At 71.3% G+C, this 23,712-nt stretch carries 18 protein-coding genes; 4 read left to right on the top strand and 14 right to left on the bottom strand.

What is annotated here, in order from left to right; all coding sequences use genetic code 11:
- Positions 1-50: 50 nt before the first annotated feature.
- Complete coding sequence (locus tag IF61_RS0118975; RefSeq protein ID WP_425428227.1) at positions 51-1,541, bottom strand: site-2 protease family protein; 1,491 nt, start codon at positions 1,539-1,541, stop codon at positions 51-53.
- On the opposite strand from IF61_RS0118975, the gene IF61_RS0118970 reads away from it, so the two are divergent.
- Both IF61_RS0118970 and IF61_RS0118965 read left to right on the top strand, forming a co-directional pair.
- Positions 1,423-2,370 (top strand): RecB family exonuclease, encoded by a 948-nt coding sequence (locus IF61_RS0118970; protein WP_078660325.1) that lies wholly within the window; start codon positions 1,423-1,425, stop codon positions 2,368-2,370. The two genes, IF61_RS0118975 and IF61_RS0118970, sit on opposite strands and share 119 nt — an antisense overlap.
- 13 nt (positions 2,371-2,383) lie before the next feature.
- Positions 2,384-3,055: a response regulator gene (locus tag IF61_RS0118965; RefSeq protein WP_030367627.1), complete on the top strand. Its 672-nt coding sequence runs from the start codon at positions 2,384-2,386 to the stop codon at positions 3,053-3,055.
- A gap of 73 nt (positions 3,056-3,128) precedes the next feature.
- Here the strand turns inward: IF61_RS0118965 and IF61_RS0118960 are convergent, their stop codons facing one another.
- The 9 genes from IF61_RS0118960 to IF61_RS0118920 form a co-directional block, all read right to left on the bottom strand.
- Complete coding sequence (locus IF61_RS0118960) at positions 3,129-4,718, bottom strand: ABC transporter substrate-binding protein (RefSeq protein ID WP_030367626.1); 1,590 nt, start codon at positions 4,716-4,718, stop codon at positions 3,129-3,131.
- A gap of 85 nt (positions 4,719-4,803) precedes the next feature.
- The gene (locus tag IF61_RS0118955) at positions 4,804-6,402 is read right to left on the bottom strand and encodes an ABC transporter substrate-binding protein (RefSeq protein WP_030367625.1); all 1,599 of its coding nucleotides are present in this window, start codon (positions 6,400-6,402) and stop codon (positions 4,804-4,806) included.
- A 413-nt stretch (positions 6,403-6,815) separates the two neighbouring features.
- Positions 6,816-7,529: an HAD family hydrolase gene (locus IF61_RS0118950; RefSeq protein ID WP_030367624.1), complete on the bottom strand. Its 714-nt coding sequence runs from the start codon at positions 7,527-7,529 to the stop codon at positions 6,816-6,818.
- A gap of 231 nt (positions 7,530-7,760) precedes the next feature.
- Positions 7,761-8,732, bottom strand: coding sequence for a PAC2 family protein (locus tag IF61_RS0118945; protein ID WP_030367623.1), 972 nt, complete (start codon positions 8,730-8,732; stop codon positions 7,761-7,763).
- A 138-nt stretch (positions 8,733-8,870) separates the two neighbouring features.
- A complete protein-coding gene (locus IF61_RS0118940; protein WP_030367622.1) occupies positions 8,871-9,935 on the bottom strand; it encodes a glycoside hydrolase family 18 protein in 1,065 nt (354 codons plus the stop codon).
- Positions 9,936-10,065: 130 nt separating this feature from the next.
- Positions 10,066-11,673, bottom strand: coding sequence for a glycerol-3-phosphate dehydrogenase/oxidase (locus IF61_RS0118935; protein WP_030367621.1), 1,608 nt, complete (start codon positions 11,671-11,673; stop codon positions 10,066-10,068).
- A 2-nt stretch (positions 11,674-11,675) separates the two neighbouring features.
- Positions 11,676-13,202, bottom strand: coding sequence for a glycerol kinase GlpK (gene glpK / locus IF61_RS0118930; protein WP_030367620.1), 1,527 nt, complete (start codon positions 13,200-13,202; stop codon positions 11,676-11,678).
- Between the two features lie 41 nt (positions 13,203-13,243).
- The gene (locus tag IF61_RS0118925; protein WP_030367619.1) at positions 13,244-14,026 is read right to left on the bottom strand and encodes an MIP/aquaporin family protein; all 783 of its coding nucleotides are present in this window, start codon (positions 14,024-14,026) and stop codon (positions 13,244-13,246) included.
- A gap of 301 nt (positions 14,027-14,327) precedes the next feature.
- Positions 14,328-15,092 carry an IclR family transcriptional regulator gene (locus IF61_RS0118920; protein ID WP_030367618.1) on the bottom strand — a complete coding sequence of 255 codons (765 nt, stop codon included), beginning with the start codon at positions 15,090-15,092 and terminating at the stop codon, positions 14,328-14,330.
- Positions 15,093-15,355: 263 nt separating this feature from the next.
- Between IF61_RS0118920 and metH the strand changes: the two genes are divergently transcribed.
- Positions 15,356-18,865, top strand: coding sequence for a methionine synthase (gene metH / locus IF61_RS0118915; protein WP_030367617.1), 3,510 nt, complete (start codon positions 15,356-15,358; stop codon positions 18,863-18,865).
- A gap of 140 nt (positions 18,866-19,005) precedes the next feature.
- On the opposite strand, the gene mshC is transcribed toward metH, so the two are convergent.
- The 4 genes from mshC to IF61_RS0118895 all read right to left on the bottom strand — a co-directional run bounded on the left by mshC (position 19,006) and on the right by IF61_RS0118895 (position 22,603).
- Complete coding sequence (mshC, locus tag IF61_RS0118910) at positions 19,006-20,235, bottom strand: cysteine--1-D-myo-inosityl 2-amino-2-deoxy-alpha-D-glucopyranoside ligase (protein ID WP_030367616.1); 1,230 nt, start codon at positions 20,233-20,235, stop codon at positions 19,006-19,008.
- A gap of 159 nt (positions 20,236-20,394) precedes the next feature.
- A complete protein-coding gene (locus tag IF61_RS0118905) occupies positions 20,395-21,216 on the bottom strand; it encodes an SCO1664 family protein (RefSeq protein WP_030367615.1) in 822 nt (273 codons plus the stop codon).
- Positions 21,180-21,770 (bottom strand): DUF3090 domain-containing protein, encoded by a 591-nt coding sequence (locus IF61_RS0118900; RefSeq protein WP_030367614.1) that lies wholly within the window; start codon positions 21,768-21,770, stop codon positions 21,180-21,182. The genes IF61_RS0118905 and IF61_RS0118900 overlap by 37 nt, the downstream gene beginning before the upstream one ends.
- 128 nt (positions 21,771-21,898) lie before the next feature.
- Complete coding sequence (locus tag IF61_RS0118895) at positions 21,899-22,603, bottom strand: histidine phosphatase family protein (RefSeq protein WP_030367613.1); 705 nt, start codon at positions 22,601-22,603, stop codon at positions 21,899-21,901.
- A gap of 97 nt (positions 22,604-22,700) precedes the next feature.
- Between IF61_RS0118895 and IF61_RS0118890 the strand changes: the two genes are divergently transcribed.
- Entirely contained in the window at positions 22,701-23,693 is a 993-nt protein-coding gene (locus IF61_RS0118890; protein ID WP_030367612.1) for a magnesium and cobalt transport protein CorA, read from the top strand.
- The last annotated feature ends 19 nt before the right edge of the window (positions 23,694-23,712 follow it).

Genomic DNA, 23,712 nt, shown 5'->3' with positions numbered 1-23,712 from the left:
GACCGCGCTGCGCGCGGGGGCCTCACGCCGGGCGGGCCGGATACGCTCCGCTACGGCGCCGGCCGGGCCATCGCCGCGACGAAGGCGCGCTCTACGTCCGCCGCGGACAGCACGCCGTAGACCTCCCCGCCTTCCTCGGTCACGAGGTATTCCGTCGCGGGTGTGGCCCGCAGCACGTCCAGGAGCTCTTCTCCGGCGAGGTCGGCGGGGACGCGCATGCCGTCCCGGAGGTCCTGGGCGAGGGCGCTGACGGCGACCCAGGGGCGGCGGTGCTCGGGGACGCCGACGATGGCGGCCTCGCGGACGAGGGCGGTGGGGCTGCCCTGGCCGTCGACGACGACGAGGGCGCGGGCGCCGGCCTCCCCGGCGCGGCGCAGGGCCTCGGAGAGGGGGGTGGCGGCGGGGACGGGGACGGCGCGGCGGGTGAGGGCGCGGGCCGAGAGGGCGGGGAGGCGCTCGCGCAGGCGGGCCATGCGGAGGCTGTTGCCGGCGCCGGTCCAGATGATGGCGGCCAGGATCGCCGCGAGGAGGGCGTCGGTGAGGGAGTCGAGGCCGCCGAGGTTCGCCCCGGACTCGCCGAGGCCGCCGCCGGCGCGGGTGAGCAGGGGCAGGCCGACGAGGACGGCGACGGCGAGGGCGCGGCCGATCCAGGCGGCGGCGACGGTGCCGGTCATGGGGTTGCCGCTGAGCTTCCAGACGACGGCGCGGAGCATGCGGCCGCCGTCCAGCGGGAGGCCGGGGAGCAGGTTGAAGGCGGCAACGAGCAGGTTGGAGACCATCAGGCCGGCGAGCAGGACGCCGGGGACGGTGCCGGGCTCGACGGCGAGCACGCCGAGGTAGAAGACGCCGGCGAGGACGAGGGAGAGCAGGGGGCCGACGAAGGCGAGGACGAACTCGCGGCCGGGGGTCTCGGTCTCCTTCTCGATCTCGGAGACGCCGCCGAAGAACTGGAGCTGGATGCGGCGCACGGGGAGCTTGAAGCGGAGCGCGGCAACGGTGTGGGCGAGCTCGTGGACGAGGACCGAGGCGTAGAAGGCGACGGCGAAGAAGAGGGAGACGAGGTAGCGGGCGCGGCCGAGCTCGGGGAGCACGCGGTCGAGCTGGCCGCCGAAGACCCAGGTGATGAGGGCGGCGACGAGGAACCAGCTGGGGGCCACGTAGACCGGTACGCCGAAGGGGCGGCCCATGAGGATGCCGCCGCCGCTCTCGCGGGGGCGTTCCGGCGTGCGCTTCCCGGGCTCGTGGTCACCGGCGCCCCCGCCGCCGGACCTGCTCTGCCCGCTGTTCTCCACGGTGTCCCCTCGTCGGATGCGGCCCTCGCAGGTGACCGGTGCTGCTCCGATCATGCAGTGCGAAGGGGTCTGTGGTCGATGGTATGACGCCGGCTGTCGGTGGCGGGCCTTAGGGTTTTCTGTCATGGGTATGGACAGTGGGGCCCCTGCCGGGCAGGACGGGGCGGTCGTGGGGCGCGGGCCTGCGGAGACGGGTACGGGGCCGGGGCGGCCGAAGGCGCTCTCGCCGTCGCGGGCGGGCGATTTCATGCAGTGCCCGCTGTTGTACCGGTTCCGGGTGATCGACCGGCTGCCGGAGAAGCCGAGCGCGGCGGCCACCCGCGGCACGGTGGTGCACGCGGTGCTGGAGCGGCTCTTCGACGCTCCCGCGGCGGAGCGGACGACGGAGCGGGCCCGGGGGCTGGTGCCCGGCGAGTGGGAGCGGCTGCTGGCCTCCCGCCCGGAGCTGGCCGAGTTGTTCCACGACGGGGACGGCGCGCACGACCCGGCGCTGCTGGCGAAGTGGCTGGGCGAGGCGGAGCGGCTGGTCGAGCGCTGGTTCACGCTGGAGGACCCGACGCGGCTGGAGCCCGCGGAGCGCGAGCTGTACGTGGAGACGGCGCTGGAGTCGGGCCCGCTGCTGCGCGGTTTCATCGACCGGGTGGACGTGGCGCCGACGGGCGACGTGCGCATCGTGGACTACAAGACGGGCAAGGCGCCGGCCCCGCGGTTCCGCTCCGAGGCGCTGTTCCAGATGACGTTCTACGCGTTGGTGCTGTGGAAGCTGAAGGGCCGGGTGCCGCGCCGGCTCCAGCTGGTCTACCTGGGCAGCGGGGACGTACTGACGTACGACCCGGTGGAGGCCGAGCTGCTGGCGGTCGAGCGCAAGCTGCGGGCGCTGTGGGACGCGATCGTGCTGGCCACGGAGACCGGCGAGTGGCGGCCGCGGCCGACGAAGCTGTGCGGCTGGTGCGACCACCAGGCGGTGTGCCCGGAGTTCGGCGGCACTCCCCCGCCGTACCCGCTGCCGGTCGTGGCGCAGCGCGACGGCCGGGTGGCCCCGCAGGAGAGCGCGCAGGGCAGAATGGGCACGGTCTAACGAAGGAGTTCCTGTGGCGATCCGCGTCCTACTGGTCGACGACCAGCCGCTGCTGCGCACCGGCTTCCGGATGATTCTCGAAGCGGAACAGGACCTCGCGGTGGTGGGCGAGGCGGGGGACGGCCTGCAGGCGCTGGATCAGGTGCGGGCCCTGCAGCCGGATGTGGTCCTGATGGACATCCGGATGCCCCGGATGGACGGCGTCGAGGCGACGCGCCAGATCACCGGTCCGGACCGGAACGGCCCGGCGAAGGTGCTGGTGCTGACCACCTTCGATCTCGACGAGTACGTGGTGGAGGCGCTGCGCGCGGGTGCGAGCGGCTTCCTGCTGAAGGACGCGCCGGCCAATGAGCTGGTGCAGGCGATCCGGGTGGTGGCGGGCGGCGAGGCGATGCTCGCGCCGAGCATCACGCGCCGGCTGCTGGACAAGTACGCGGGCCATCTTCCGTCGGGCGAGGAGCCGCTGCCGGACACGCTGCACACGCTGACGGACCGCGAGGTCGAGGTGCTGAAGCTGGTGGCGCGCGGCCTGTCGAACGCGGAGATCGCGGCGGATCTGTTCGTCAGCGAGACCACGGTGAAGACGCACGTGGGGCACGTCCTGACGAAGCTCGGGCTGCGGGACCGCGTGCAGGCGGCGGTCTACGCGTACGAGAGCGGGCTGGTGCGGCCGGGCGCGCAGTAGCCGCCCCGGCCCCTGAAAGCACGGTGCCCTCCCCCGGATGTCCCGGGGGAGGGCACTTTCGCGTGGGGGCCGGTCAGCCCTTCGAGGCCTTGCCGATCTCCCAGAATCGGAAGACGGTCGAGGCGTCGAGGGTCCACTGGAGACCGGAGATGCGCTCGCCGGCCACGGCGTACTGCTTGCCCTGCCAGAGCGGGAGGAGCGGCACGTCCTGGGCGACGGTGTTCTGCACCTTGGCGAAGTCGCCGACGGTGGAGGGCCGGCTGCCGTTGGCGGCGGTGGCCAGGATGCGGCTGGTGATCTCCTTGGAATCGTAGTTGTTGGAGACCACGTTGTCCTCGCCGAAGAAGGGCGCCGTGAAGTTGTCCGGGTCCGGGTAGTCGGGGACCCAGCCCTTCACGTAGACGCCGTACTTGCCGGCGGCGATGCCCTGCTCGTACTCCTCCAGCGGGACGGACTTCACGTCCGCCTCGAAGAGGCCGCTCTTGTTGAGCTGCTTGGCGATCTCCTGGAACTCCGGGACGGTGCCGGGGCCGTAGCGGACCGGGGTGGCCCACAGGGTGAGCTTGACCTTGTCCTTGATGCCGGCGGAGCTCAGGGCGGCGGCGGCCTTGTCCTGCTGCGGCCGGTCGCCGTAGGCGTCGTAGAACGAGGTCTTGTGACCGGTGATGCCGCTGGGGACGATCGAGTACAGCGGCTCGGCGGTGCGCTTGTAGACGTCGCGGACGAGGGCGCTGCGGTCGATCAGGTAGGCGATGGCCTTGCGGACGCCGGTCTTGCCGACGACCGGGTCCTTGGTGTTGAACACCAGGTGCTGGACCTCGGCGCTGGTGCCCTCGACGACCTTGAGGTTGTGCTTGCCGGCCGCGGCGTCGAGGTCGGCGATGTCCTTCATGGCGAGACCACGGTAGGCGAGGTCGATGTCGCCCTTCTGGACGGCGTCCTTCAGCGCGGCCTGCTCGCCGTGGAAGAGCTTCATCGTCACGCCGCGGTTCTGGACGACCGCACTGCCCTTGTAGTCCTTGTTGACCGAGAACTTGGCCTGCTTCTCGTCGTACGAGTCCAGCTTGTAGACACCGGAGCCGACAGCCTTGCCGTCCGTGCGGAGCTTGTCCGCGGGGTACTCCTGGTGGTCCACGATCGAGCCGGCGCCCGAGGCGATCTTCTGCGGGAAGGTGGCGTCGGAGCGCTTGAGCTCGAAGACGACGTTCAGCTTGTCCGGCGTCCTGATGTTCTTGATCGAGGACAGCAGGGCCGAGGCGGGACCCTTCTTGTCATTGATCTTCAGGGTGCGGTTGAAGGAGTAGGCGACGTCCTCGGAGGTGAGGTCGTGGCCGTTGCTGAACTTGAGCCCCTCCTTGAGGGTGCACTGGTAGACGGTGCTGCTCTCGTCCTTGAAGCTGCACTTGTCGGCGGCGTCGGGCTGGGGGATGGTGCTCCCCTTGGGGAAGCTCATCAGCGACTGGAAGATGTTGTTGAACACAATCCAGGAGCCCGGGTCGTAACCGGATGCCGGGTCGGTGGACACGACCTCGTCGGACATCCCCATGACCACCGACTCACCGGTGCCGCCGGCATTGCCGTCTTCCGAACCGCACCCGGTGAGCAGGGCGGCGGCGAGCCCCGCACCGAGCGGGGCGGCAAGCCACTGGTCACGTTTCCTCACGTGCACGTTCCTCACAGTTTCCTTGTTCGTCTCTGAACAAATCGTGAACAGGTCGTCGGCAGAACCGGTCTGACGGCTGGGTGCCTCACACGCCGCGGGCGAGTTCCCACGGCTGCATCTCGGAGGCGGAGTTGAGCGCCCACTCGGCACCGGTGATGTTCTCCCGGGCCGCCACGTACTGCTTGCCCTGCCACAGCGGCAGCACCGGCACCTCCTCGGCGACGATGTCCTGAGCCTGCTGGAAGTACTTGGCCGCCGACTCGCGCTGCGCGGCCTCGCGGGAGTCCGGGATCAGCTCGTTGCTGATCTTGTTGTTCCGGTACGGCGAGCGGAGGAAGTTGTCCTTGCCGATGAACGGGGCGACGAAGTTGTCGGCGTCCGGGAAGTCGGGGAACCAGCCCATGCCGTAGACGGCGTACTTGCCGGCGGCGGCCTCGGGACGGAACTCGGACCACTCCTTGCCCTGGAGCTTGACGCTGAACAGACCGCTGTCGTTCAGCTGCTTCTGCAGGGTCTTGAAGGACTTCTCGGTGGCCTCACCGTAGTGGTCGGTGGTGTAGGTGAGGGTGAGCGGCACGGGGGTGCTGACGTTGCCGGAGCGCAGGATGCCGCGGGCCTTCTCCGCGCTGGGGTCGCCGTACTTGTTGGAGAACGAGTTCTGGTGACCGGTGATGCCCATGGGCACGAGAGAGTACAGCGGGTCGTTGGTGCGGTCGTAGGAGTCGCGGGCCAGCGCCGCGCGGTCGACGACCTGGGCCATGGCCTGGCGGACGGCCTTGTTCTTCACCGTCGGGTCGTCGGTGTTGAAGGCGAGGTAGCTGATCTCCTGGCCGGGGGCCTCGAGCAGCTTGACGTCCTTGCTCGCGTCCCCGCGCAGGCGGCTGACCTGGTCCGGGGACAGGGTGCGGTTCATGATGTCGATGTCGCCCGACTTGAGGGCCTTCTCCATCGACCGGGAGTCGTCGTAGAAGCGCATCTCGACCTTGTCGTTCTGCGGCTGGACGGCGCCCTGGTAGTCCTTGTTGCGGTTGAGCACGGCCTTGACGACGCGGCCGTCCTTCTCCTCGGTCTGCAGCGTGTACGGGCCGGAGCCGACGACCTTGAAGCCGTTGTCGAGCTTGTTCTTGTCGTAGGACTCGGCGTCGACGATGGCGGCGGCCGGGGTGGCGATCTTCTGCGGGAAGGTCGCGTCGGGCGTCTTCAGCTGGAAGACGACCTCCAGCTCGCCCGGCGTCTCCACCCGGTCGATGTTGCTGAGCAGCGAGACCGGGCCGTTCTCGAAGTTGATGGCGCGGGCGCGGTCGATGGAGAACTTGACGTCCTCGGCCGTGAGCGCGTGCCCGTTGGAGAACTTCAGGCCGCTGCGCAGGGTGCAGCGGAACTGCTCGTTCTTGCGGTCGCCCCAGGAGCACTTGGACGCGGCGTCGGGGACCGGGGTGGTGCCGGAGCGGGGCAGCCGCAGCAGGGTCTGGAAAGTGCTGTGGAGAACGTTCCAGACGCCGATGTCGTACGCGGCGGCCGGGTCGAACGGCGCGGGGGCGTCCGTGGTCTCCTCGAACCGGTCGGTGGTGCCGACGACGATGGCGCCGCCGCCCTTGCCGGCTCCGTCGCTCCCGCCGCAGGCGACGAGCACGGGGGCCAGCAGGGCTGCCACGGTCGGCAGCACCAACGTCTTGCGGTTCATTGTGTGGGGTTCTCCCTGTGATGCGTTCGGTTCCCGGGACCCTACCGAGGACTGGTGGGCGGGCCCACGGGCAAGCCGTGAAGTTCTCGCGAAAAGATTAGTGCCGGGGGCCGGTGCCACCGGAACACGGAGAAGTTGACGCGATATCACGCGGCGATAACAGCGGCGGGTTTCACCGATATCCGGATGCCGGAACGATTCACGCACTCGATCACCAATCGGGACACAAGGGTGCGCTTCAACCTCCGGGAAGACACCACCGGGTGATCGTTTCCGTACACACCGCCGTCGCATGCGGTGACGAAGGTCACTCGGGCGACTTTCCCGCGGCTGCGGGAATTAAGTCACCGCATTCGTCACGGAAAACACTCGTTCCGGCGCCCAGAGTTCCTTGAACTTTCTGCGTGGCACGCTCAGTGCACGGGCCGGTGCATTCCCGTGATCAGACCGCGGAGAAACCCGAGATCCACTTCCTCGAGAGAGCCGACGACGGTCCGCCCGGAGGCGGGCGGGATGGGCGCCACGGACGGCACCGCCACCACCCGGCAGCCGGCCGCCTCCGCGGCCGTCACCCCGGTCAGGGTGTCCTCCACGACCGCGCACCGCCCGGGCTCGGCCCCGAGCCGGGCGGCCGCCAGCAGATACGGGTCGGGGTACGGCTTGGTGCGCTCGGTCTCGTCGCCCGCGACGGTCAGCGCGAAGTTCTCCGGGCCCAGGGTGAGCAGCACGCGGTCGATGATCTCCCGGTGCGAGGCCGAGACCAGGGCGGCGGGGATCTTGTGGGCGGCGAGCTCGGCGAGCAGCCGCCGGGCGCCCGGCATCAGCGGCACCCCGCGCCCGATCATCTCGGAGAAGCGCGCGTTGAGCAGGACGGTGAGCTCCGTCAGGGCGATCTTCGCGCCCGTGGCCTGGATGAGGAAGGAGGCGCTGCGCGCCATCGGGCCGCCGACGACGACCTCGCGGTACTCCTCCAGCAGCTGGTGGCCCAGCTCGGCGAAGACGGCGACCTCCACCTCCCACCAGAAGCCCTCCGTGTCGACGAGGGTGCCGTCCATGTCGAGCAGGACCGCCTGCAGGGCGGATCCCGCGGCCGCACGGGGCGGGGCAACGGGGATGCTGCTGGTCATCCGGGGCACACCTCCTGAGGGGACGAGAAGGCCGGCTCGCGCGGCCCACGGCGGGGCTGTGCGAACCGGCCTTCACCGGACCGACAAGTGTACGGCGGACGGTTGCGGACGTCTCTTCAATATCGGAGGTTCGTCACATCGGGGGCCCCTCGGACCCCCCGCCACGGCGGCCCCGGGCCCCGGGCCGCGGCCCGGGCGCCTCAGGTCACCGCCTCAGCCGCCTGAGCCGCCTCAGGCCTCGTCCTCGGGGCTCTCGGTCTCCTCCTCGGGCACCGTCCCCTCGTCCTTCGGCGACCGCTGCGGGCGCGTGCGCCCGCTGGTGGTGTCGCGCAGGTACGAGCCGTCGCCGGACTGCGGGTCGCGGCGGCGCAGATAGCGCTCGAACTCGCGTGCGATGGCCTCTCCGGAGGCCTCCGGCAGGTCGGCCGTGTCGCGCGCCTCCTCCAGGGACTGCACGTACTCGGCGACCTCGCTGTCCTCGGCCGCCAGCTGGTCGACGCCCAGCTGCCAGGCCCGCGCGTCCTCCGGCAGCTCGCCGAGCGGGATGCGCAGGTCGATCAGGTCCTCCAGGCGGTTCAGGAGCGCCAGGGTGGCCTTCGGGTTCGGCGGCTGCGAGACGTAGTGCGGGACGGCCGCCCACAGGCTCACCGCCGGGACTCCGGCGTGGGTGCAGGCCTCCTGGAGGATGCCGACGATCCCGGTCGGGCCCTCGTAGCGGGACTCCTCCAGGTCCATGGTCCGCGCGAGGTCGGGGTCGGAGGTGACGCCGCTGACCGGCACGGGCCGCGTGTGCGGGGTGTCCCCGAGCAGCGAGCCCAGGACGACCACCAGCTCCACGCCGAGCTCGTGGGCGAAGCCCAGGATCTCGTTGCAGAACGAGCGCCAGCGCATGCTGGGCTCGATGCCGCGCACCAGCACGAGGTCGCGCGGTGCCCCCTTGCCGTCGCCGCCGGTGCGCACGACGGACAGCCTGGTCGTCGGCCACGTGACCTTGCGGACCCCGCCGTCGAGCCAGACCGTGGGGCGGTTGACCTGGAAGTCGTAGTAGTCCTCGGCGTCGAGCGCGCCGAACACCTCGCCCTTCCACTCCCGCTCCAGGTGCGCGACCGCGCTGGAAGCAGCGTCCCCCGCGTCGTTCCAGCCCTCGAAGGCACAGATCATGACCGGGTCGATCAGCTCGGGTACCCCCTCAAGCTCGATCACCCAGCGCCTCCTTCCGACCGGGCCCCCGCACGGTGGCTCCGGTTGCTGTTCCTTGCGGATTCTTCTGCTGCTCTGTTGTGCGACCCCAAGACTACGACCTCCCCGCGGCCCGGTCGCAGCCCCTGTACGGGCTCTTCCTCAGCCCCTTGCGCCCCAACCGTTCCGATAGGCGCGCCAGTCGTCCTCGGTGGCGGCGAAGTCCACGTAGAGCGCCAGTCCGAAGTGCGTGCGGCCGTGGTCCTCGCGGGACAGGCCGAGCCGCGCTCCGCGGACGGCCGCCGCGGCCGTCTCGGCGTGACCGTGGTGGCCGAGATCGTCCGTGTGGTAGAAGGGCAGGCCCATCAGCAGGTCGGTGCCGGCGGGCGTGACCTGCAGGGCGAGCTCCGTCTGCCGGGCGACGTAGCCGCCGTAGAGGCTCTCGACGGGCAGGGCCGTGTCGTACGACATGACCGCGATCTGGTCGGTGCGGCGCGCGACCTGGGCGAAGTAGCGCTGCGTCCACCACTTGGGGCTGCCGGCCAGGCGGGCGGCGGCGTGCATCGCGGGCACCGGGTCGATCTGCTGGGCGGCGACCGACAGCACTCCCCCGGCGCCCCGCACCGCCGGGTGCAGGGCGCCCAGCAGGGCGAGGAAGCCGCGGTCGCCGGTGCGGACGGGTTCGACGTCGAGGTGGACGCCCTCGAAGCCGGCCCGCATCACCTGCCGCGCGCTCTCGACGACGGCGGCGCGGGCCCGCGGGTCGTCCAGGCGCAGGCCGCCCGAGCCCTCGCCGGGGCGCACCAGCTTGTCGCCCAGCCAGGCCTGGATGCGGACGCCGGGCAGTTCGCGGTGCAGGACGCCGATCATCCGGCGGGCGTCCGGGTAGGCGGTGGCGGGCAGGGTGCCGTCGTGCTCCAGCGGGCCCGCGTGGATGTACAGGTCGCGCATGCCGGTGCCGGCGAGGTTGCGTTTGAGCGCGGCGATGTCCGCGGGCCCGCGCCGTCCGTCGAGCCACGCGTGGCCGAGCCATACGGCGTCGCGGCCGCGGGTGACGGCGTCGGCGGCGGGCGTTCCGGCGTACGAGGCTCGCAGCACGCTGCCCGCCGCGACGACGGGTGCCAGCACGACCAGGACGAGGGCCAGTACGACCCGTATCGCCGTCTTCCTGCGCGGGCGCCATGCGCGCAGTCTGGCCGCCAGGGCCCGGCCGGCCTGCTTCTTCATCTCGTCCCCCTCGTTTTCTCTTAGGGACGACAAAAAGAGCAGGTCAGTTGCCCTGTGGCGAAAAGGGGACGCCCCGGGGGCGGGACACGCAGGGTGTCCCGCCCCCGGGGCCGCGGCAGGTACCGGCGGATCAGCCCTGGTCGGCCAGCATGTCCTTGACCCGGGCACGGACGTTTTCGTCGTCCAGGCCGCGGATGGTCAGGGTCGTGCGGCGGCGCAGGACGTCGTCGACGGTCTCGGCCCACTCGTGGTCGCGGGCGTAGACGACCTGGGCCCAGATCTCCGGGCCGTCGGGGTGGATGCGCTCGCCGAGCTCGGGGTTCTCGTTGACCAGGCGCGCGATGTCGAAGGACAGCGAGCCGTAGTGCGAGGCGAGGTGGCGGGCGGTCAGCGGGTCCATGCGGGTGCCGGGCTCGCGGTCGACGAGCAGGCGGTGGGCGACCGCGTTGGGGTTGGCGACGCCGGGCAGCGGGGTGCGGCGGACGAGGCTGGAGATGGGCTCCATGTCCTCGGTCAGCGGGCTGCCGGGCACCTGGGCGAGCTTCTTCATGACCGTGCGGCCGATGTGGCGGTAGGTCGTCCACTTGCCGCCGGCGACGGAGAGCATGCCGCCCTTGCCCTCGGAGACGACCGTCTCGCGCTTGGCCTGGGAGACGTCGCCCGGACCGCCGGGCAGCACGCGCAGGCCGGCGAAGGCGTACGTCATGAGGTCGCGGTCGAGGTCCGCGTCCTGGATGGAGAACGCCGCCTCGTCGAGGATCTGCTGGATGTCCGCCTCGGTGGCGCGCACGTCCGCCGGGTCGCCCTCGTACTGGGTGTCCGTGGTGCCCAGCAGCAGCTGGTCCTCCCACGGCAGGGCGAAGGTGATGCGGTACTTGTCGATCGGGGTGGCCATGGCGGCCTTCCACGGCGACTTGCGCTTCATCACGATGTGCGCGCCCTTGGAGAGGCGGATCGACGGCGCGGCGCCCTTGTCTTCCAGCTTGCGCAGGTGGTCCACCCACGGGCCGGTGGCGTTGAGGACGACGCGCGCGTCGATGCCGAACTCGGTGCCGTCCAGGCGGTCCTTGAGCTCGGCGCCGGTGACCTTGCCGTGCGTGAAGCGCAGGCCGGTCACCTCGGCGTGGTTGAGCACCACGGCACCGGACTCGACCGCCGCACGGACCGTCATGACGGCCACGCGGGAGTCGTTCATCTGGTGGTCGTAGTAGACCGCGACGGCCTTCAGGTTGTCCGTGCGCAGACCGGGGTTGTCGGCCTTGGCCTTCGCCGGGGAGATCACCTTGCCCACGCCGTCGCCGAAGGCGGACAGCGCCGAGTAGGCGAAGACACCGGCGCCGAGCTTGGCCGCGCCGACCGGGCCGCCCTTGTACACGGGCAGGTAGAAGGTGAGCGGGTTGACCAGGTGCGGGGCCACGTCCTTGGCCAGCACCCGCCGCTCGTGGTGGTTCTCCGCGACCAGCTTGACCGCGCCGGTCTGCAGGTAGCGCAGACCGCCGTGGACCAGCTTGGAGGAGGCGGAGGAGGTGGCGCCGGCGAAGTCGCCGGCGTCCACCATCGCGACCCGCAGGCCGGACTGCGCGGCGTGCCAGGCCACCGAGGTGCCCAGGATGCCGCCACCGATCACCAGGAGGTCGTACGTCGCCTTGGACAGCCGTTCCCGGGTCTCGGCGCGGCCCGGGTTGGCGCCGGCAGCCGGGTGCGTTCCCAGGGTCGGAACGCTCTGCGGGGTTGTCATGATTACTCCTCGTCCTCGATCCAGCCCATGGTCCGCTCGACGGCCTTGAGCCAGCTCTTGTACTCGCGGTCACGCGTGTCCGCGTCCATGCGGGGGGTCCACTCGGCGGCCCGGCGCCAGTTGGCGCGCAGCGCGTCGGTGTCCGGCCAGAAGCCGACGGCCAGGCCGGCGGCGTAGGCAGCGCCGAGGCAGGTCGTCTCGGCGACCATCGGGCGCACGACGGGTGCGTCCAGGAAGTCCGAGAGGGTCTGCATCAGCAAGTTGTTGGAGGTCATGCCGCCGTCGACCTTGAGTGCGGTCAGCTCGACGCCGGAGTCCTTGGTCATGGCGTCGGTGATCTCGCGGGTCTGCCAGGCGGTGGCCTCAAGCACGGCGCGGGCGATGTGCGCCTTGGTGACGTAGCGGGTCAGGCCCGCGATCACGCCGCGCGCGTCGGAGCGCCAGTAGGGGGCGAACAGGCCGGAGAAGGCCGGCACGAAGTAGGCGCCGCCGTTGTCCTCGACGGAGCTGGCGAGCGTCTCGATCTCGGCGGCGCTCTTGATCAGGCCCATCTGGTCGCGCATCCACTGCACGAGGGAGCCGGTGACGGCGATGGAGCCCTCGAGGGCGTAGACGGGCTTCTGGTCGCCGATGCGGTAGCCGACGGTGGTCAGCAGGCCGTTGTAGGAGTTGACGGGCTCGTCGCCGGTGTTCATCAGCATGAACGTGCCGGTGCCGTAGGTCGACTTGGCCTCGCCCTCGGAGAAGCAGGTCTGGCCGAAGAGGGCCGCCTGCTGGTCGCCGAGCGCGGAGGCGACGGGCACGCCGGCGAGGGCGCCGCCCTTGGCGGTGCCGTAGACCTCGGCGGAGGAGCGGATCTCCGGCAGCACGGCGGCCGGGATCTCCATCGACTCCAGGATGCGCTCGTCCCAGTCGAGGCTGCGGAGGTTCATCAGCATCGTGCGGGAGGCGTTGGTGACGTCGGTCACGTGGACGCCGCCCTCGGCACCGCCGGTGAGGTTCCAGATGACCCAGGAGTCCATGGTGCCGAAGAGGATGTCGCCGGCCTCGGCGCGCTCGCGCAGGCCCTCGACGTTGTCCAGCAGCCAGCGGACCTTCGGGCCGGAGAAGTAGGAGGCCAGCGGCAGGCCGGTCTCACGGCGGAAGCGGTCCTGGCCGACGTTGCGGCCGAGCTCCTTGCAGAGCGCGTCGGTGCGGGTGTCCTGCCAGACGATGGCGTTGTAGACCGGCTCGCCCGTGTTCTTGTCCCACAGCAGCGTGGTCTCGCGCTGGTTGGTGATGCCGATGGCCTTGACGTCGGCGGCGGTGATGCCCGCCTTCTCCACGGCGCCGGCGACGACCTCCTGGACGTTGGTCCAGATCTCCTTGGCGTCGTGCTCGACCCAGCCCGGCTTCGGGAAGATCTGCTCGTGCTCCTTCTGGTCGACGGAGACGATGCGTCCGTCGCGGTCGAAGACGATGCAGCGGGAGGAGGTGGTGCCCTGGTCGATCGCCGCGATGAACGGGCCCTGGTTGTGCGCGTCGGTCATGGTGTGTCTGCTCCTGAGGTCGGAAGGGTCTCGGCGGGTGATCAGAACGCGATCTTGTGGATGCCTGCGGCCAGGGCGGCGCCGATGAGCGGGCCGGCCACCGGGATCCACGCGTAGCCCCAGTCGGAGCCGCCCTTGTTCGGCAGCGGCAGCAGCGCGTGCACGATGCGCGGGCCCAGGTCCCGGGCGGGGTTGATGGCGTATCCGGTCGGGCCGCCGAGCGAGAGGCCGATGCCGACGACGACGAGGGCGACCATGAGGGTGCCCGTGCCGCTGGTGGCCAGTCCCTTGGTCAGACCCATGGTGAGGATGAACAGCACCAGGGCGGCGGTGCCGATGATCTCGGTGACGAGGTTCTGCACCACGTTGCGGATCTCGGGGCCGGTGGAGAAGATGCCCAGCACCGGGCCGGCCTGCGGGGTCGCGGTCTGGTCGACCATGCCCTCGGCGGGGTTCAGGGTCGAGACCAGCTCCGGGTCCGTCAGGTGGGCCTTGAACTGGCCGTAGTAGGCGAGCCACACCAGCCCGGCACCGATCATCGCGCCCAGCAGCTGGGAGCCGATGTAGAGCGGCACGTCGCTCCACTTGACGGCGCCGTCGATGGCGAGGCCGAGGGTGACGGCGGGGTTGAGGTGCGCGCCGGACTTGGCGCCGATGTAGGCACCGGTCAGGACGGCGAAGCCCCAGCCGAACGTGATGGCGAGCCAGCCCGCGTTCTGCGCCTTCGAACGCTTCAGGGTGACGGCGGCGCAGACGCCGCCGCCGAGCAGGATCAACACTGCGGTACCGATGAGCTCACCGGTGAAGATGTCGGAGCTGGACACCCGCGACTCCTTTGTCCTTCGTCCAGGGGAAGGCGGACCCCGGGTCCCTCCGGTGGTCCGCAGCTCTCCGATGGAGAGCTTCGATCGGCCCGCGGCAGTGTCCACCATAGCGAATATTGTCGTTAGGTGTTCGACAATGCCGACCGATGCACGGCAGTTTTCTGCACGGTTAAGGGCTCGTCAAGAGTCCTGTGACCGAAAACTCTCGGCAGGAGTGGCCGAAAACTGCCGTACTGGACACGATCGGTTACCGACCAGTAGTACCCGGTAGTCACCACCGGGCACAACAAAGTCCCCGGTGTCAGAAGCGGCCCGCGCCCAGGTCGCGGGAGACGGCGCGCGCGCAGTCCCGGACGGCGGCGACCAGCTGCGCCCGCAGCTCGCCGTCCTCGCAGACCCGCTCCACCGCGCCCGTGATGCCGACGGCCCCCACGGGCATCCGGTGCCGGTCGTGGATGGGGGCGGCCACCGAGGCCACGCCCTCCCAGGTCTCCTCGACGTCCGCGGCCCAGCCGCGGGCGCGGGTCAGGTCCAGCACTCCCTCCAGGTCGGGCAGCGCGGTGACCGTCTGCCCGGTGAACGCCTCGCGCTCGGCCTCCAGCAGCTGGCTGTGCGCCACCGGGTCGTAGGCGCACAGCACCTTGCCGAGGGCCGTGCTGTGCAGCGGCTGCATGGCGCCCACCTCCAGCACCTGGCGGCTGTCGTCCGGCCGGAAGACGTGGTGGACGATGAGCACCCCCTGCTGGTGCAGGACGCCCAGGTAGACGCTCTCGCCGCTGGAACGGGCCAGGTCGTCCGCCCACAGCAGGGCGCGGGCCCGCAGTTCGTGTACGTCCAAGTAGCTGTTGCCCAGGCGCAGCAGCTCGGCGCCGAGCTGGTAGCGCCCCGAGGCGGGGTCCTGCTCGACGAAGCCCTCCTGCTGCAGGGTGCGCAGGATGCCGTGGGCGGTGCCCTTGGCCAGCCCGAGTGCGGAGGCCACATCGGACAGTCCCAGCCGTCGTTCGCCCCCCGCGAGCAGCCGTAGCATCGCTGCCGCCCGTTCGAGCGACTGGATGGTCCGTGCCATCGCTCAACCTCCTCCGAAATGCCCGTTCGGCATTGCTGAACACTATCGGCCGATGCCGACCAGGAGATAGCTGACCGGCGGCGGAACCATGATCGCCGAGATGCTGCGGGCGCCGCGCACGGCCCCGTCCGCCGCGTATCCGTCCCGTATCCGAAGCGTGGGACACCCGCCCGAATTCCGGTTCCGGCAGTTACGCTGACGGCGTGCGCCTTCTTCCGCGAGGGCGCAAAGCCGACAGCCGTCGCAACCCCGGGAGCACTTCCATGGCCTCGTTCACGCCATCGACCGCAAGCACCGCCCGAGCCTCCGAACTGCGGGAGGCACTCGCCTCCCGGGTCGTGGTGGCCGACGGGGCCATGGGCACGATGCTGCAGGCGCAGGACCCGAGCATGGAGGACTTCGAGCAGCTCGAAGGCTGCAACGAGATCCTGAACGTCACCCGCCCCGACATCGTCCGCTCTGTCCACGAGGCGTACTTCGCCGTGGGCGTGGACTGCGTGGAGACCAACACCTTCGGCGCCAACCTCGCCGCCCTCGGCGAGTACGACGTGGCGCACCGCATCTTCGAGCTCTCCGAGGCCGGCGCCCGCGTCGCCCGCGAGGCCGCCGACGACTTCACCGCCCGCGACGGGCGGACCCGCTGGGTGCTGGGCTCGGTGGGGCCGGGCACCAAGCTGCCGACGCTCGGCCACGCCCCGTACACCAGCCTGCGCGACGCCTACCAGCAGAACGTCGAGGGCCTGGTGGCCGGCGGCGTCGACGCGGTCCTGGTGGAGACCACCCAGGACCTGCTGCAGACCAAGGCCTCGGTCATCGGCGCCCGCCGCGCCATGGAGTCCCTGGGCGCGGACCTTCCGCTGCTCGTCCAGGTGACCGTCGAGACCACCGGCACGATGCTCCTGGGCTCCGAGATCGGCGCGGCGCTGACCGCCCTGGAGCCGCTGGGCATCGACATGATCGGCCTCAACTGCGCCACCGGGCCGGCCGAGATGAGCGAACACCTGCGCTATCTCTCGCGGCACGCCCGTACCCGCGTCTCGGCCATGCCCAACGCCGGCCTGCCGGTCCTGGGCAAGGACGGCGCGCACTACCCGCTCAGCCCGGCGGAGCTCGCGGACGCCCACGAGACCTTCGTCCGGGAGTACGGGCTGTCCCTGGTCGGCGGCTGCTGCGGCACGACCCCGGAGCACCTGCGCCAGGTGGTCGAGCGCGTGCGCGGGCTGCGGCCCACCGAGCGGGAGCCGCGCCCCGAGCCGGGCGCCGCCTCGCTCTACCAGACGGTCCCCTTCCGCCAGGACACCGCGTACCTGGCCATCGGTGAGCGGACGAACGCCAACGGCTCGAAGAAGTTCCGCGAGGCCATGCTGGACGGCCGCTGGGACGACTGCGTGGAGATGGCCCGCGATCAGATCCGCGAGGGCGCCCACCTGCTCGACCTGTGCGTGGACTACGTGGGCCGGGACGGCGTGGCGGACATGGCCGAGATCGCCGGCCGCTTCGCCACCGCCTCGACGCTGCCCATCGTGCTGGACTCCACCGAACCGGCCGTCATCCAGGCGGGCCTGGAGAAGCTGGGCGGCCGGGCCGTCATCAACTCCGTCAACTACGAGGACGGCGACGGCCCGGAGTCGCGGTTCGCGCGGATCACCCGGCTGGCGGCCGAGCACGGCGCCGCGCTGATCGCGCTCACCATCGACGAGGAGGGCCAGGCCCGCACCGTCGAGAAGAAGGTCGAGATCGCGGAGCGGCTGATCGCCGACCTGACGGGCAACTGGGGGGTGCTGGAGTCGGACATCCTCATCGACTGCCTCACCTTCACCATCTGCACCGGGCAGGAGGAGTCCCGCAAGGACGGCATCGCCACCATCGAGGCGATCCGCGAGCTCAAGCGCCGCCACCCCGACGTGCAGACGACGCTGGGCCTGTCAAACATCTCCTTCGGCCTCAACCCGGCCGCCCGCATGGTCCTCAACTCCGTCTTCCTGGACGAGTGCGTCAAGGCCGGCCTGGACTCCGCCATCGTCCACGCCTCGAAGATCCTGCCCATCGCGCGCCTGGACGAGGAGCAGGTCAAGGTCGCCGGCGACCTGATCTACGACCGCCGCAGCGAGGGCTACGACCCGCTCCAGCGCCTGCTGGAGCTCTTCGACGGCGTGGACACCAAGTCCATGAAGGCGGGCAAGGCCGAGGAGCTGGCCGCGCTGCCGCTGGAGGAGCGGCTGCGGCGCCGGATCATCGACGGCGAGAAGAACGGCCTGGACGCGGACCTCGACGCGGCGCTCGCCGAGCGCCCGGCGCTGGCCATCGTCAACGACACGCTGCTGGAGGGCATGAAGGTCGTCGGCGAGCTGTTCGGCTCGGGCCAGATGCAGCTGCCGTTCGTGCTCCAGTCGGCCGAGGTGATGAAGACGGCGGTGGCTTATCTGGAGCCGCACATGGAGAAGTCGGACGCGGAGGGCAAGGGCACGATCGTGCTGGCCACCGTCCGCGGCGACGTCCACGACATCGGCAAGAACCTGGTCGACATCATCCTGTCCAACAACGGCTACAACGTCGTCAACCTGGGCATCAAGCAGCCGGTCTCGGCGATCCTGGAGGCCGCCGAGGAGCACCGGGCGGACGTCATCGGCATGTCCGGCCTCCTGGTGAAGTCCACCGTGATCATGAAGGAGAACCTGGAGGAGCTCAACCAGCGCAAGCTGGCGGCCACCTACCCGGTGATCCTCGGCGGTGCGGCCCTCACCCGGGCCTACGTCGAGCAGGACCTGCACGAGATCTACGACGGCGAGGTGCGCTACGCCCGCGACGCCTTCGAGGGCCTGCGCCTGATGGACGCGCTGATCGCCGTCAAGCGGGGTGTGCCGGGCGCGTCCCTGCCGGAGCTCAAGCAGCGGCGGGTGGCGAAGAAGGCGGCGACGGCCGTTCTGGAGGTGGAGGAGCCCGAGGGCTCCGTCCGCTCCGACGTCGCCGTCGACAACCGCGTGCCGGAGCCGCCGTTCCGGGGCACGCGCGTCGTCAAGGGCATCCCGCTGAAGGACTACGCGTCCTGGCTGGACGAGGGCGCGCTGTTCAAGGGCCAGTGGGGCCTGAAGCAGGCCCGCGCCGGCGGCCCCACCTACGAGGAGCTGGTGGAGACCGAGGGCCGCCCGCGGCTGCGCGGCTGGCTGGACAAGCTCCACACCGAGAACCTGCTCGAAGCGGCCGTCGTCTACGGCTACTTCCCCTGCTACTCCAAGGGCGACGACCTCATCCTCCTGAACGAGGACGGCACGGAGCGCACGCGCTTCACCTTCCCCCGGCAGCGGCGCGGGCGCCGGCTGTGCCTCGCGGACTACTTCCGCCCGGAGGAGTCCGGCGAGACGGACGTGGTGGGCCTGCAGGTGGTCACGGTCGGCTCCCGGATCGGGGAGGCCACGGCCGAGCTGTTCGCCGCCGACGCCTACCGCGACTACCTCGAACTCCACGGCCTGTCCGTCCAGCTGGCCGAGGCCATGGCCGAGTACTGGCACGCCCGCGTGCGCGCCGAGCTCGGCTTCGCCGGCGAGGACCCGGCGGACGTCGAGGACATGTTCGCCCTGAAGTACCGCGGCGCCCGCTTCTCCCTGGGCTACGGCGCCTGCCCGAACCTGGAGGACCGCGCCAAGATCGCGGACCTGCTGCAGCCGGAGCGCATCGGAGTCCACCTCTCCGAGGAGTTCCAGCTGCACCCGGAGCAGTCCACCGACGCGATCGTCATCCACCACCCGGAGGCGAAGTACTTCAACGCGCGCTGAGCAGAACGCCCGAGGGCCGGGTGCGCACCGCAGAGCGGTGCGCACCCGGCCCTTCCGCTTGCCCGGGACGCCTCTCCGCACAAGAGAAGGGGGCGCTCCCGGCCGGGAGCGCCCCCTTTGCTGTCGTGCGGTTCAGCGCGTCACAGCGCCACGCCGAGCAGGGCGTCGACGGCCCGGGAGACGACGCCGGGCGCGCCCTCCTCCGTGCCGCCGTCAGCGGCCTGGGCGGCCGCCCAGCGGTCGATCGCCGCGAGGGCGCGGGGCGAGTCGAGGTCGTCCGCGAGGGCCTCGCGGATCTCCTCCACCAGCGCGTCGGCGGACGGGCCGTCGGGGCGCGAGACGGCGGCGCGCCAGCGGCCGAGGCGCTCGACGGCCTCGTGCAGGACGGCGTCGGTCCACTCCCAGTCGGCGCGGTAGTGGTGCGCGAGGAGCGCGAGCCGGATCGCGGCCGGGTCGACACCGTCGCGGCGCAGGGCCGAGACGAAGACGAGGTTGCCCTTGGATTTGGACATCTTCTCGCCGTGGAGCGCGACCATGCCGGCGTGGACGTAGGTCTTGGCGTAGGGGTGCTCGCCGGTGAGGACCTGGGCGTGCGAGGCGCCCATCTCGTGGTGCGGGAAGACGAGGTCGGAGCCGCCGCCCTGGACGTCGAAGCCCATGCCGAAGTGCTCCAGGGCGATGGCGACGCACTCGATGTGCCAGCCGGGGCGGCCGGGGCCGAGCGAGGCGCCGTCCCAGCTGGGCTCGCCCGGGCGGGCGGCCATCCACAGCATGGGGTCCAGCGGGTTCTTCTTGCCCGGGCGGTCCGGGTCGCCGCCGCGCTCCGCGGAGAGCAGGCGCATGGCCTCGGCGTCGAGGCCGGAGACCTCGCCGAAGCGGGTGTCGGACTCGACGGAGAAGTAGACGTCGCCGTCGAGCTCGTAGGCGGCGCCGGCGTCGCGCAGGCGCTCCACCAGGGGGACGATCTTCGGTATCGACTCGACGGCGCCGATGTAGTGCCGGGGCGGGAGCATCCGCAGGGCGGTCATGTCCTCGCGGAAGAGGGCGGTCTCCCGCTCGGCGAGCTCGGTCCAGTCGTCGCCGTTGGCGACGGCCCGCTCCAGCAGCGGGTCGTCGATGTCGGTGACGTTCTGGACGTAGTGAACCTGCCGCTTGGTGTCGAGCCACACGCGCTGAACGAGGTCGAACGCGTTGTAGGTCGCCGCGTGTCCCATGTGGGTGGCGTCGTACGGCGTGATGCCGCAGACGTAGATACGGGCGACGGGGCCGGGGACGAGGGTCACCCGTCCGCCGGTCGCGGTGTCGTGGATCCGGAGGTCGCGGCCACTGCCGGGCAGGGCGGGAACCTCAGAAGCGGGCCAGGCATGCATGTCACGAGCGTAACCGGACGCATGTTCCGGATACGAACCGGATCCGGCTCTTGGCCGAACAGGCGCTCTTGTGGAAGTTCCCGGGGTGTGCAGGGGAATAGATCAAGCCCGGCCGGCGTTCGGGGGCGAGGCTCTCCGGGGCGCGGCGGGGGCCGACACTCACACCGGCGGCCACGGAATCGCGGGCCACTGCCCACTGGGCTCGCGGTGCCGTCCCGTCCGGAGCAGCTCCGCCACCCGGCCCCGCAGCGCATCGATCTCCGCGGCCGTCAAGAGCTCGGCGAGCCGCCCCGCCAATGGGCCCTCGTCGGCCAGATTGGCCGAAAGCCGCCGCAGCGCCTCCATGGCCTCGTCCGTGAGCGGCTCGCCCGCCCAGCCCCACAGCAGCGTGCGCAGCTTGTCGTCGGCGTTGAAGGTCACTCCGTGATCAATCGCATAGAGCCGGCCGTCCGCGGCCGGGAGCAGGTGGCCGCCCTTGCGGTCCCCGTTGTTGATCACGGCGTCCAGCACGGCCAGCCGGCGCAGCCGCTCGTCGTCGGCGTGCACGAGCAGCGCCGTGCGCTCCTCCCCCACGTCCGCGAGGCCCACGGCCTTCCAGCCCGGTTCCGGCTCCTCGCCGTCGACGAGCGCGAGCAGCGCGGAGTCCTCGGCGGAGGCCTCGATCCACAGCTGGCACATGCCCTCGCCGTAGGGGCCGTCGCGCAGCACCGTGGGCGGGATCAGGCCCCACCCCATGGCCTCGGAGAGCTCGTACGCGGCGACCTCGCGCTGGGCGAGGGTGCCGTCGGGGAAGTCCCACAGGGGCCGCTCCCCCGCGACGGGCTTGTAGACGCAGGCGGCGCTCACGCCCTCGTGCTCGACCGTGCAGTACAGCACGGCGTTGGACGCCCCGGAGATCCGGCCACGGACCGTCAGCTCGCCCTCGGCCAGCAGCTCCTGCGGACTCACGCGCCGCGGCGGTATCCGTTCTGGCGCGGACATACGTGTCCCTCCGGATCGAGCGGCAGACTGCACAGCGGGCACGGCGGGCGGCCGGCGTTCACGACCTCCAGGGCGCGCTTGGCGAAGGCGCGGGCCATGGTGCCGGTGATGCGGACGCGCAGCATCGGCGGTCCGTTCGTCTCGTCCTGCAGGAGGCGCTCCTCGGCCTCGGCGAGGTCCTCGTCGGTGGCGGCGTCCAGCTCGACGAGGGCCTGGGCCTCGACGATCATGCGCTGGTGCTCGCCGTCCCAGGCCAGGGCCATGGTGCCGACGCGGAACTCCTCCTCGACGGGGGTCTGGAGCGGAGCCGTGTCGGCGAGCTCGGCCGGGGCGACCGCGGGCACGGGGGCGCTGCCGCCGGTGCGCCGGACGACCTCGTCCAGCAGCTCGTCGATGCGCTCGGCGAGCGCCTCGACCTGGGCCTTCTCCAGGGCGACGGTGGTGGTGCGGCCGGCCGCGGTGGCCTGCAGGAAGAAGGTGCGGCGGCCAGGCAGCCCGACCGTACCGGCGATGAAACGGTCCGGCGGATCGTAGAGGAACACCTGACGGGACAACGTCCTGCTCCATTTGGTTCGGGCGGTTCGGGCGATCGTGGTGCGGGCGATCGTGCTCGGTGGGTCCGGCGCCGGTCACGGGGTGACGGGCGGACTCTGCCGCGTCACCACCCTACTGCGCGGCACGATCACGGTGCCCCCGCCCCGCCCCCCACGACGCCGTCCTCCTCCGGGCGCCGCGCCTGCCCGGGCGTCTCCTCGTGCGGCGCGAGGCCGCGCAGGTCGCCGGTGTCGCCGAGGCGCACCAGGAAGGGGCGCAGCCGGGTGTAGCGGACGGCGGTGACCGAGCAGGGGTCGACGGCGATGCGCTGGAAGAGGTCGAGGTGCAGGCCCAGGGCGTCGGCGACGAGCGCCTTGATGATGTCTCCGTGCGTGCACACCAGGTAGCAGGCGTCGTGGCCGTGCCCGGCCTCCATGCGGGCGTTCCAGTCCCGTACGGCGTCGACGGCGCGGGCCTGCATGGCCCGTACGGACTCGCCGCCGGGGAAGGCGGCGGAGGACGGGTGGCGCTGGACGACCTCCCAGAGCGGCTCGGCCGCGAGCTCGGCGATCTTGCGGCCGGACCAGTCTCCGTAGTCGCACTCGCCGACGCGCTCGTCGGTGTGCAGGGGCAGCCCGGGGCGGGCGGCGAGGAGGGGCGCCAGGGTCTCGCGGCAGCGCTGGAGGGGGCTGGTGACGGCGGCCGCGAGCGGCACCCGCGCGAGCCGGGCCGGGAGGGCGGCCGCCTGGGCGGTGCCGCGCTCGTCCAGGGCGATGCCGGGGGTCCGTCCCGCGAGCACTCCGCCGGTGTTGGCGGTGGACCGGCCGTGCCGGACCAGGATCAGCGTGGGCATGACGGTCAGCCTAGTCCCGGGCCGGCCGGGGCCGCCGTGAGCATTTTCCGTGCCGTTGGTGTCCGGTGCCGTGTGTACGCGGCCGATCGGCGGCAAAATGCCCTGCGTGATCGTGGACTGTGCCATTTACCGCAACGGACGCCGCACCGAGGGCCCCGCCGACTTCTCCGACGCCCTGGACGAGGCGCGGGCGGCGGGGGACTCCTTCTTGTGGGTCGGGCTGCACGAGCCGACGGAGGAGGAGTTCGCCCTCATCACGAGCGAGTTCAACCTGCACCCGCTGGCGGTGGAGGACGCGCTGAAGGCGCATCAGCGGCCGAAGCTGGAGCTCTACAACGGCTCGCTGTTCGTCGTGCTCAAGCCGGTCACGTACGACGACGACGCGGACACGGTCACGACGGGCGAGCTGATGCTGTTCGTCGGCGACTCGTTCGTCGTGACGGTGCGGCACGGCGAGGGCAGCCCGCTCGCGCGGCTGCGGCAGCGGCTGGAGCACGAGCCGGAGGTGCTGCGGCACGGGCCGGCGTCGGTGCTGTACGCGGTGTGCGACGAGGTCGTGGACCAGTACACCGAGGTGGCGACGGAGCTGCAGCTGGACCTGGAGGAGCTGGAGGCGGAGGTGTTCGCCCCGATGGGCGGCGACAACCGGACCATCGCGTCGCGGATCTATTCCTTCAAGCGCCAGGTGCTGGAGTTCCGGCGGGCTTCGGCGCCGCTGGCCGAGCCGATGACGCGGCTGGCGGGGGTGGGCGTGCCGTTCGTGCCGGAGCGGTCGCAGCCGTTCTTCCGGGACGTCGGCGACCACCTGACGCGGGCGAACGAGTCCGTCGAGGGCCTGGACCGGCTGCTGTCGGACATACTGTCCGCGCACCTCGCGCAGATGGGCGTCCAGCAGAACGACGACATGCGCAAGATCTCGGCGTGGGCGGCGATGGCGGCCGTCCCGACAATGATCGCCGGGATCTACGGGATGAACTTCACGCACATGTGGGAGCTGCGTCAGCCGTGGGGCTATCCGACGGCCGTGCTGGTGATGGCGGGGCTGGTGTTCTGGCTGCACCGGCTGTTCAAGCGGCGCGGGTGGCTGTGAGGCGGCGGGCGGCCCCGGC

Origin of the sequence: Streptomyces roseoverticillatus, from assembly GCF_000719265.1 — a bacterium.
Classification (GTDB): domain Bacteria; phylum Actinomycetota; class Actinomycetes; order Streptomycetales; family Streptomycetaceae; genus Streptomyces; species Streptomyces roseoverticillatus.
This window is presented reverse-complemented; position numbering and strand designations above follow the sequence as displayed.

Excerpts from the sequence above, each read along its gene's own strand:
- IF61_RS0118970 (WP_078660325.1), top strand. The coding sequence starts at position 1,423 with ATGGACAGTGGGGCCCCTGCCGGGCAGGACGGGGCGGTCGTGGGGCGC.
- IF61_RS0118975 (WP_425428227.1), bottom strand. The coding sequence starts at position 1,541 with ATGAAATCGCCCGCCCGCGACGGCGAGAGCGCCTTCGGCCGCCCCGGC.
- IF61_RS0118955 (WP_030367625.1), bottom strand. The coding sequence starts at position 6,402 with ATGAACCGCAAGACGTTGGTGCTGCCGACCGTGGCAGCCCTGCTGGCC.
- IF61_RS0118950 (WP_030367624.1), bottom strand. The coding sequence starts at position 7,529 with ATGACCAGCAGCATCCCCGTTGCCCCGCCCCGTGCGGCCGCGGGATCC.
- IF61_RS0118940 (WP_030367622.1), bottom strand. The coding sequence starts at position 9,935 with ATGAAGAAGCAGGCCGGCCGGGCCCTGGCGGCCAGACTGCGCGCATGG.
- IF61_RS0118935 (WP_030367621.1), bottom strand. The coding sequence starts at position 11,673 with ATGACAACCCCGCAGAGCGTTCCGACCCTGGGAACGCACCCGGCTGCC.
- glpK (WP_030367620.1), bottom strand. The coding sequence starts at position 13,202 with ATGACCGACGCGCACAACCAGGGCCCGTTCATCGCGGCGATCGACCAG.
- IF61_RS0118920 (WP_030367618.1), bottom strand. The coding sequence starts at position 15,092 with ATGGCACGGACCATCCAGTCGCTCGAACGGGCGGCAGCGATGCTACGG.
- metH (WP_030367617.1), top strand. The coding sequence starts at position 15,356 with ATGGCCTCGTTCACGCCATCGACCGCAAGCACCGCCCGAGCCTCCGAA.
- mshC (WP_030367616.1), bottom strand. The coding sequence starts at position 20,235 with ATGCATGCCTGGCCCGCTTCTGAGGTTCCCGCCCTGCCCGGCAGTGGC.
- IF61_RS0118905 (WP_030367615.1), bottom strand. The coding sequence starts at position 21,216 with ATGTCCGCGCCAGAACGGATACCGCCGCGGCGCGTGAGTCCGCAGGAG.
- IF61_RS0118895 (WP_030367613.1), bottom strand. The coding sequence starts at position 22,603 with ATGCCCACGCTGATCCTGGTCCGGCACGGCCGGTCCACCGCCAACACC.
- IF61_RS0118890 (WP_030367612.1), top strand. The coding sequence starts at position 22,701 with ATGCCCTGCGTGATCGTGGACTGTGCCATTTACCGCAACGGACGCCGC.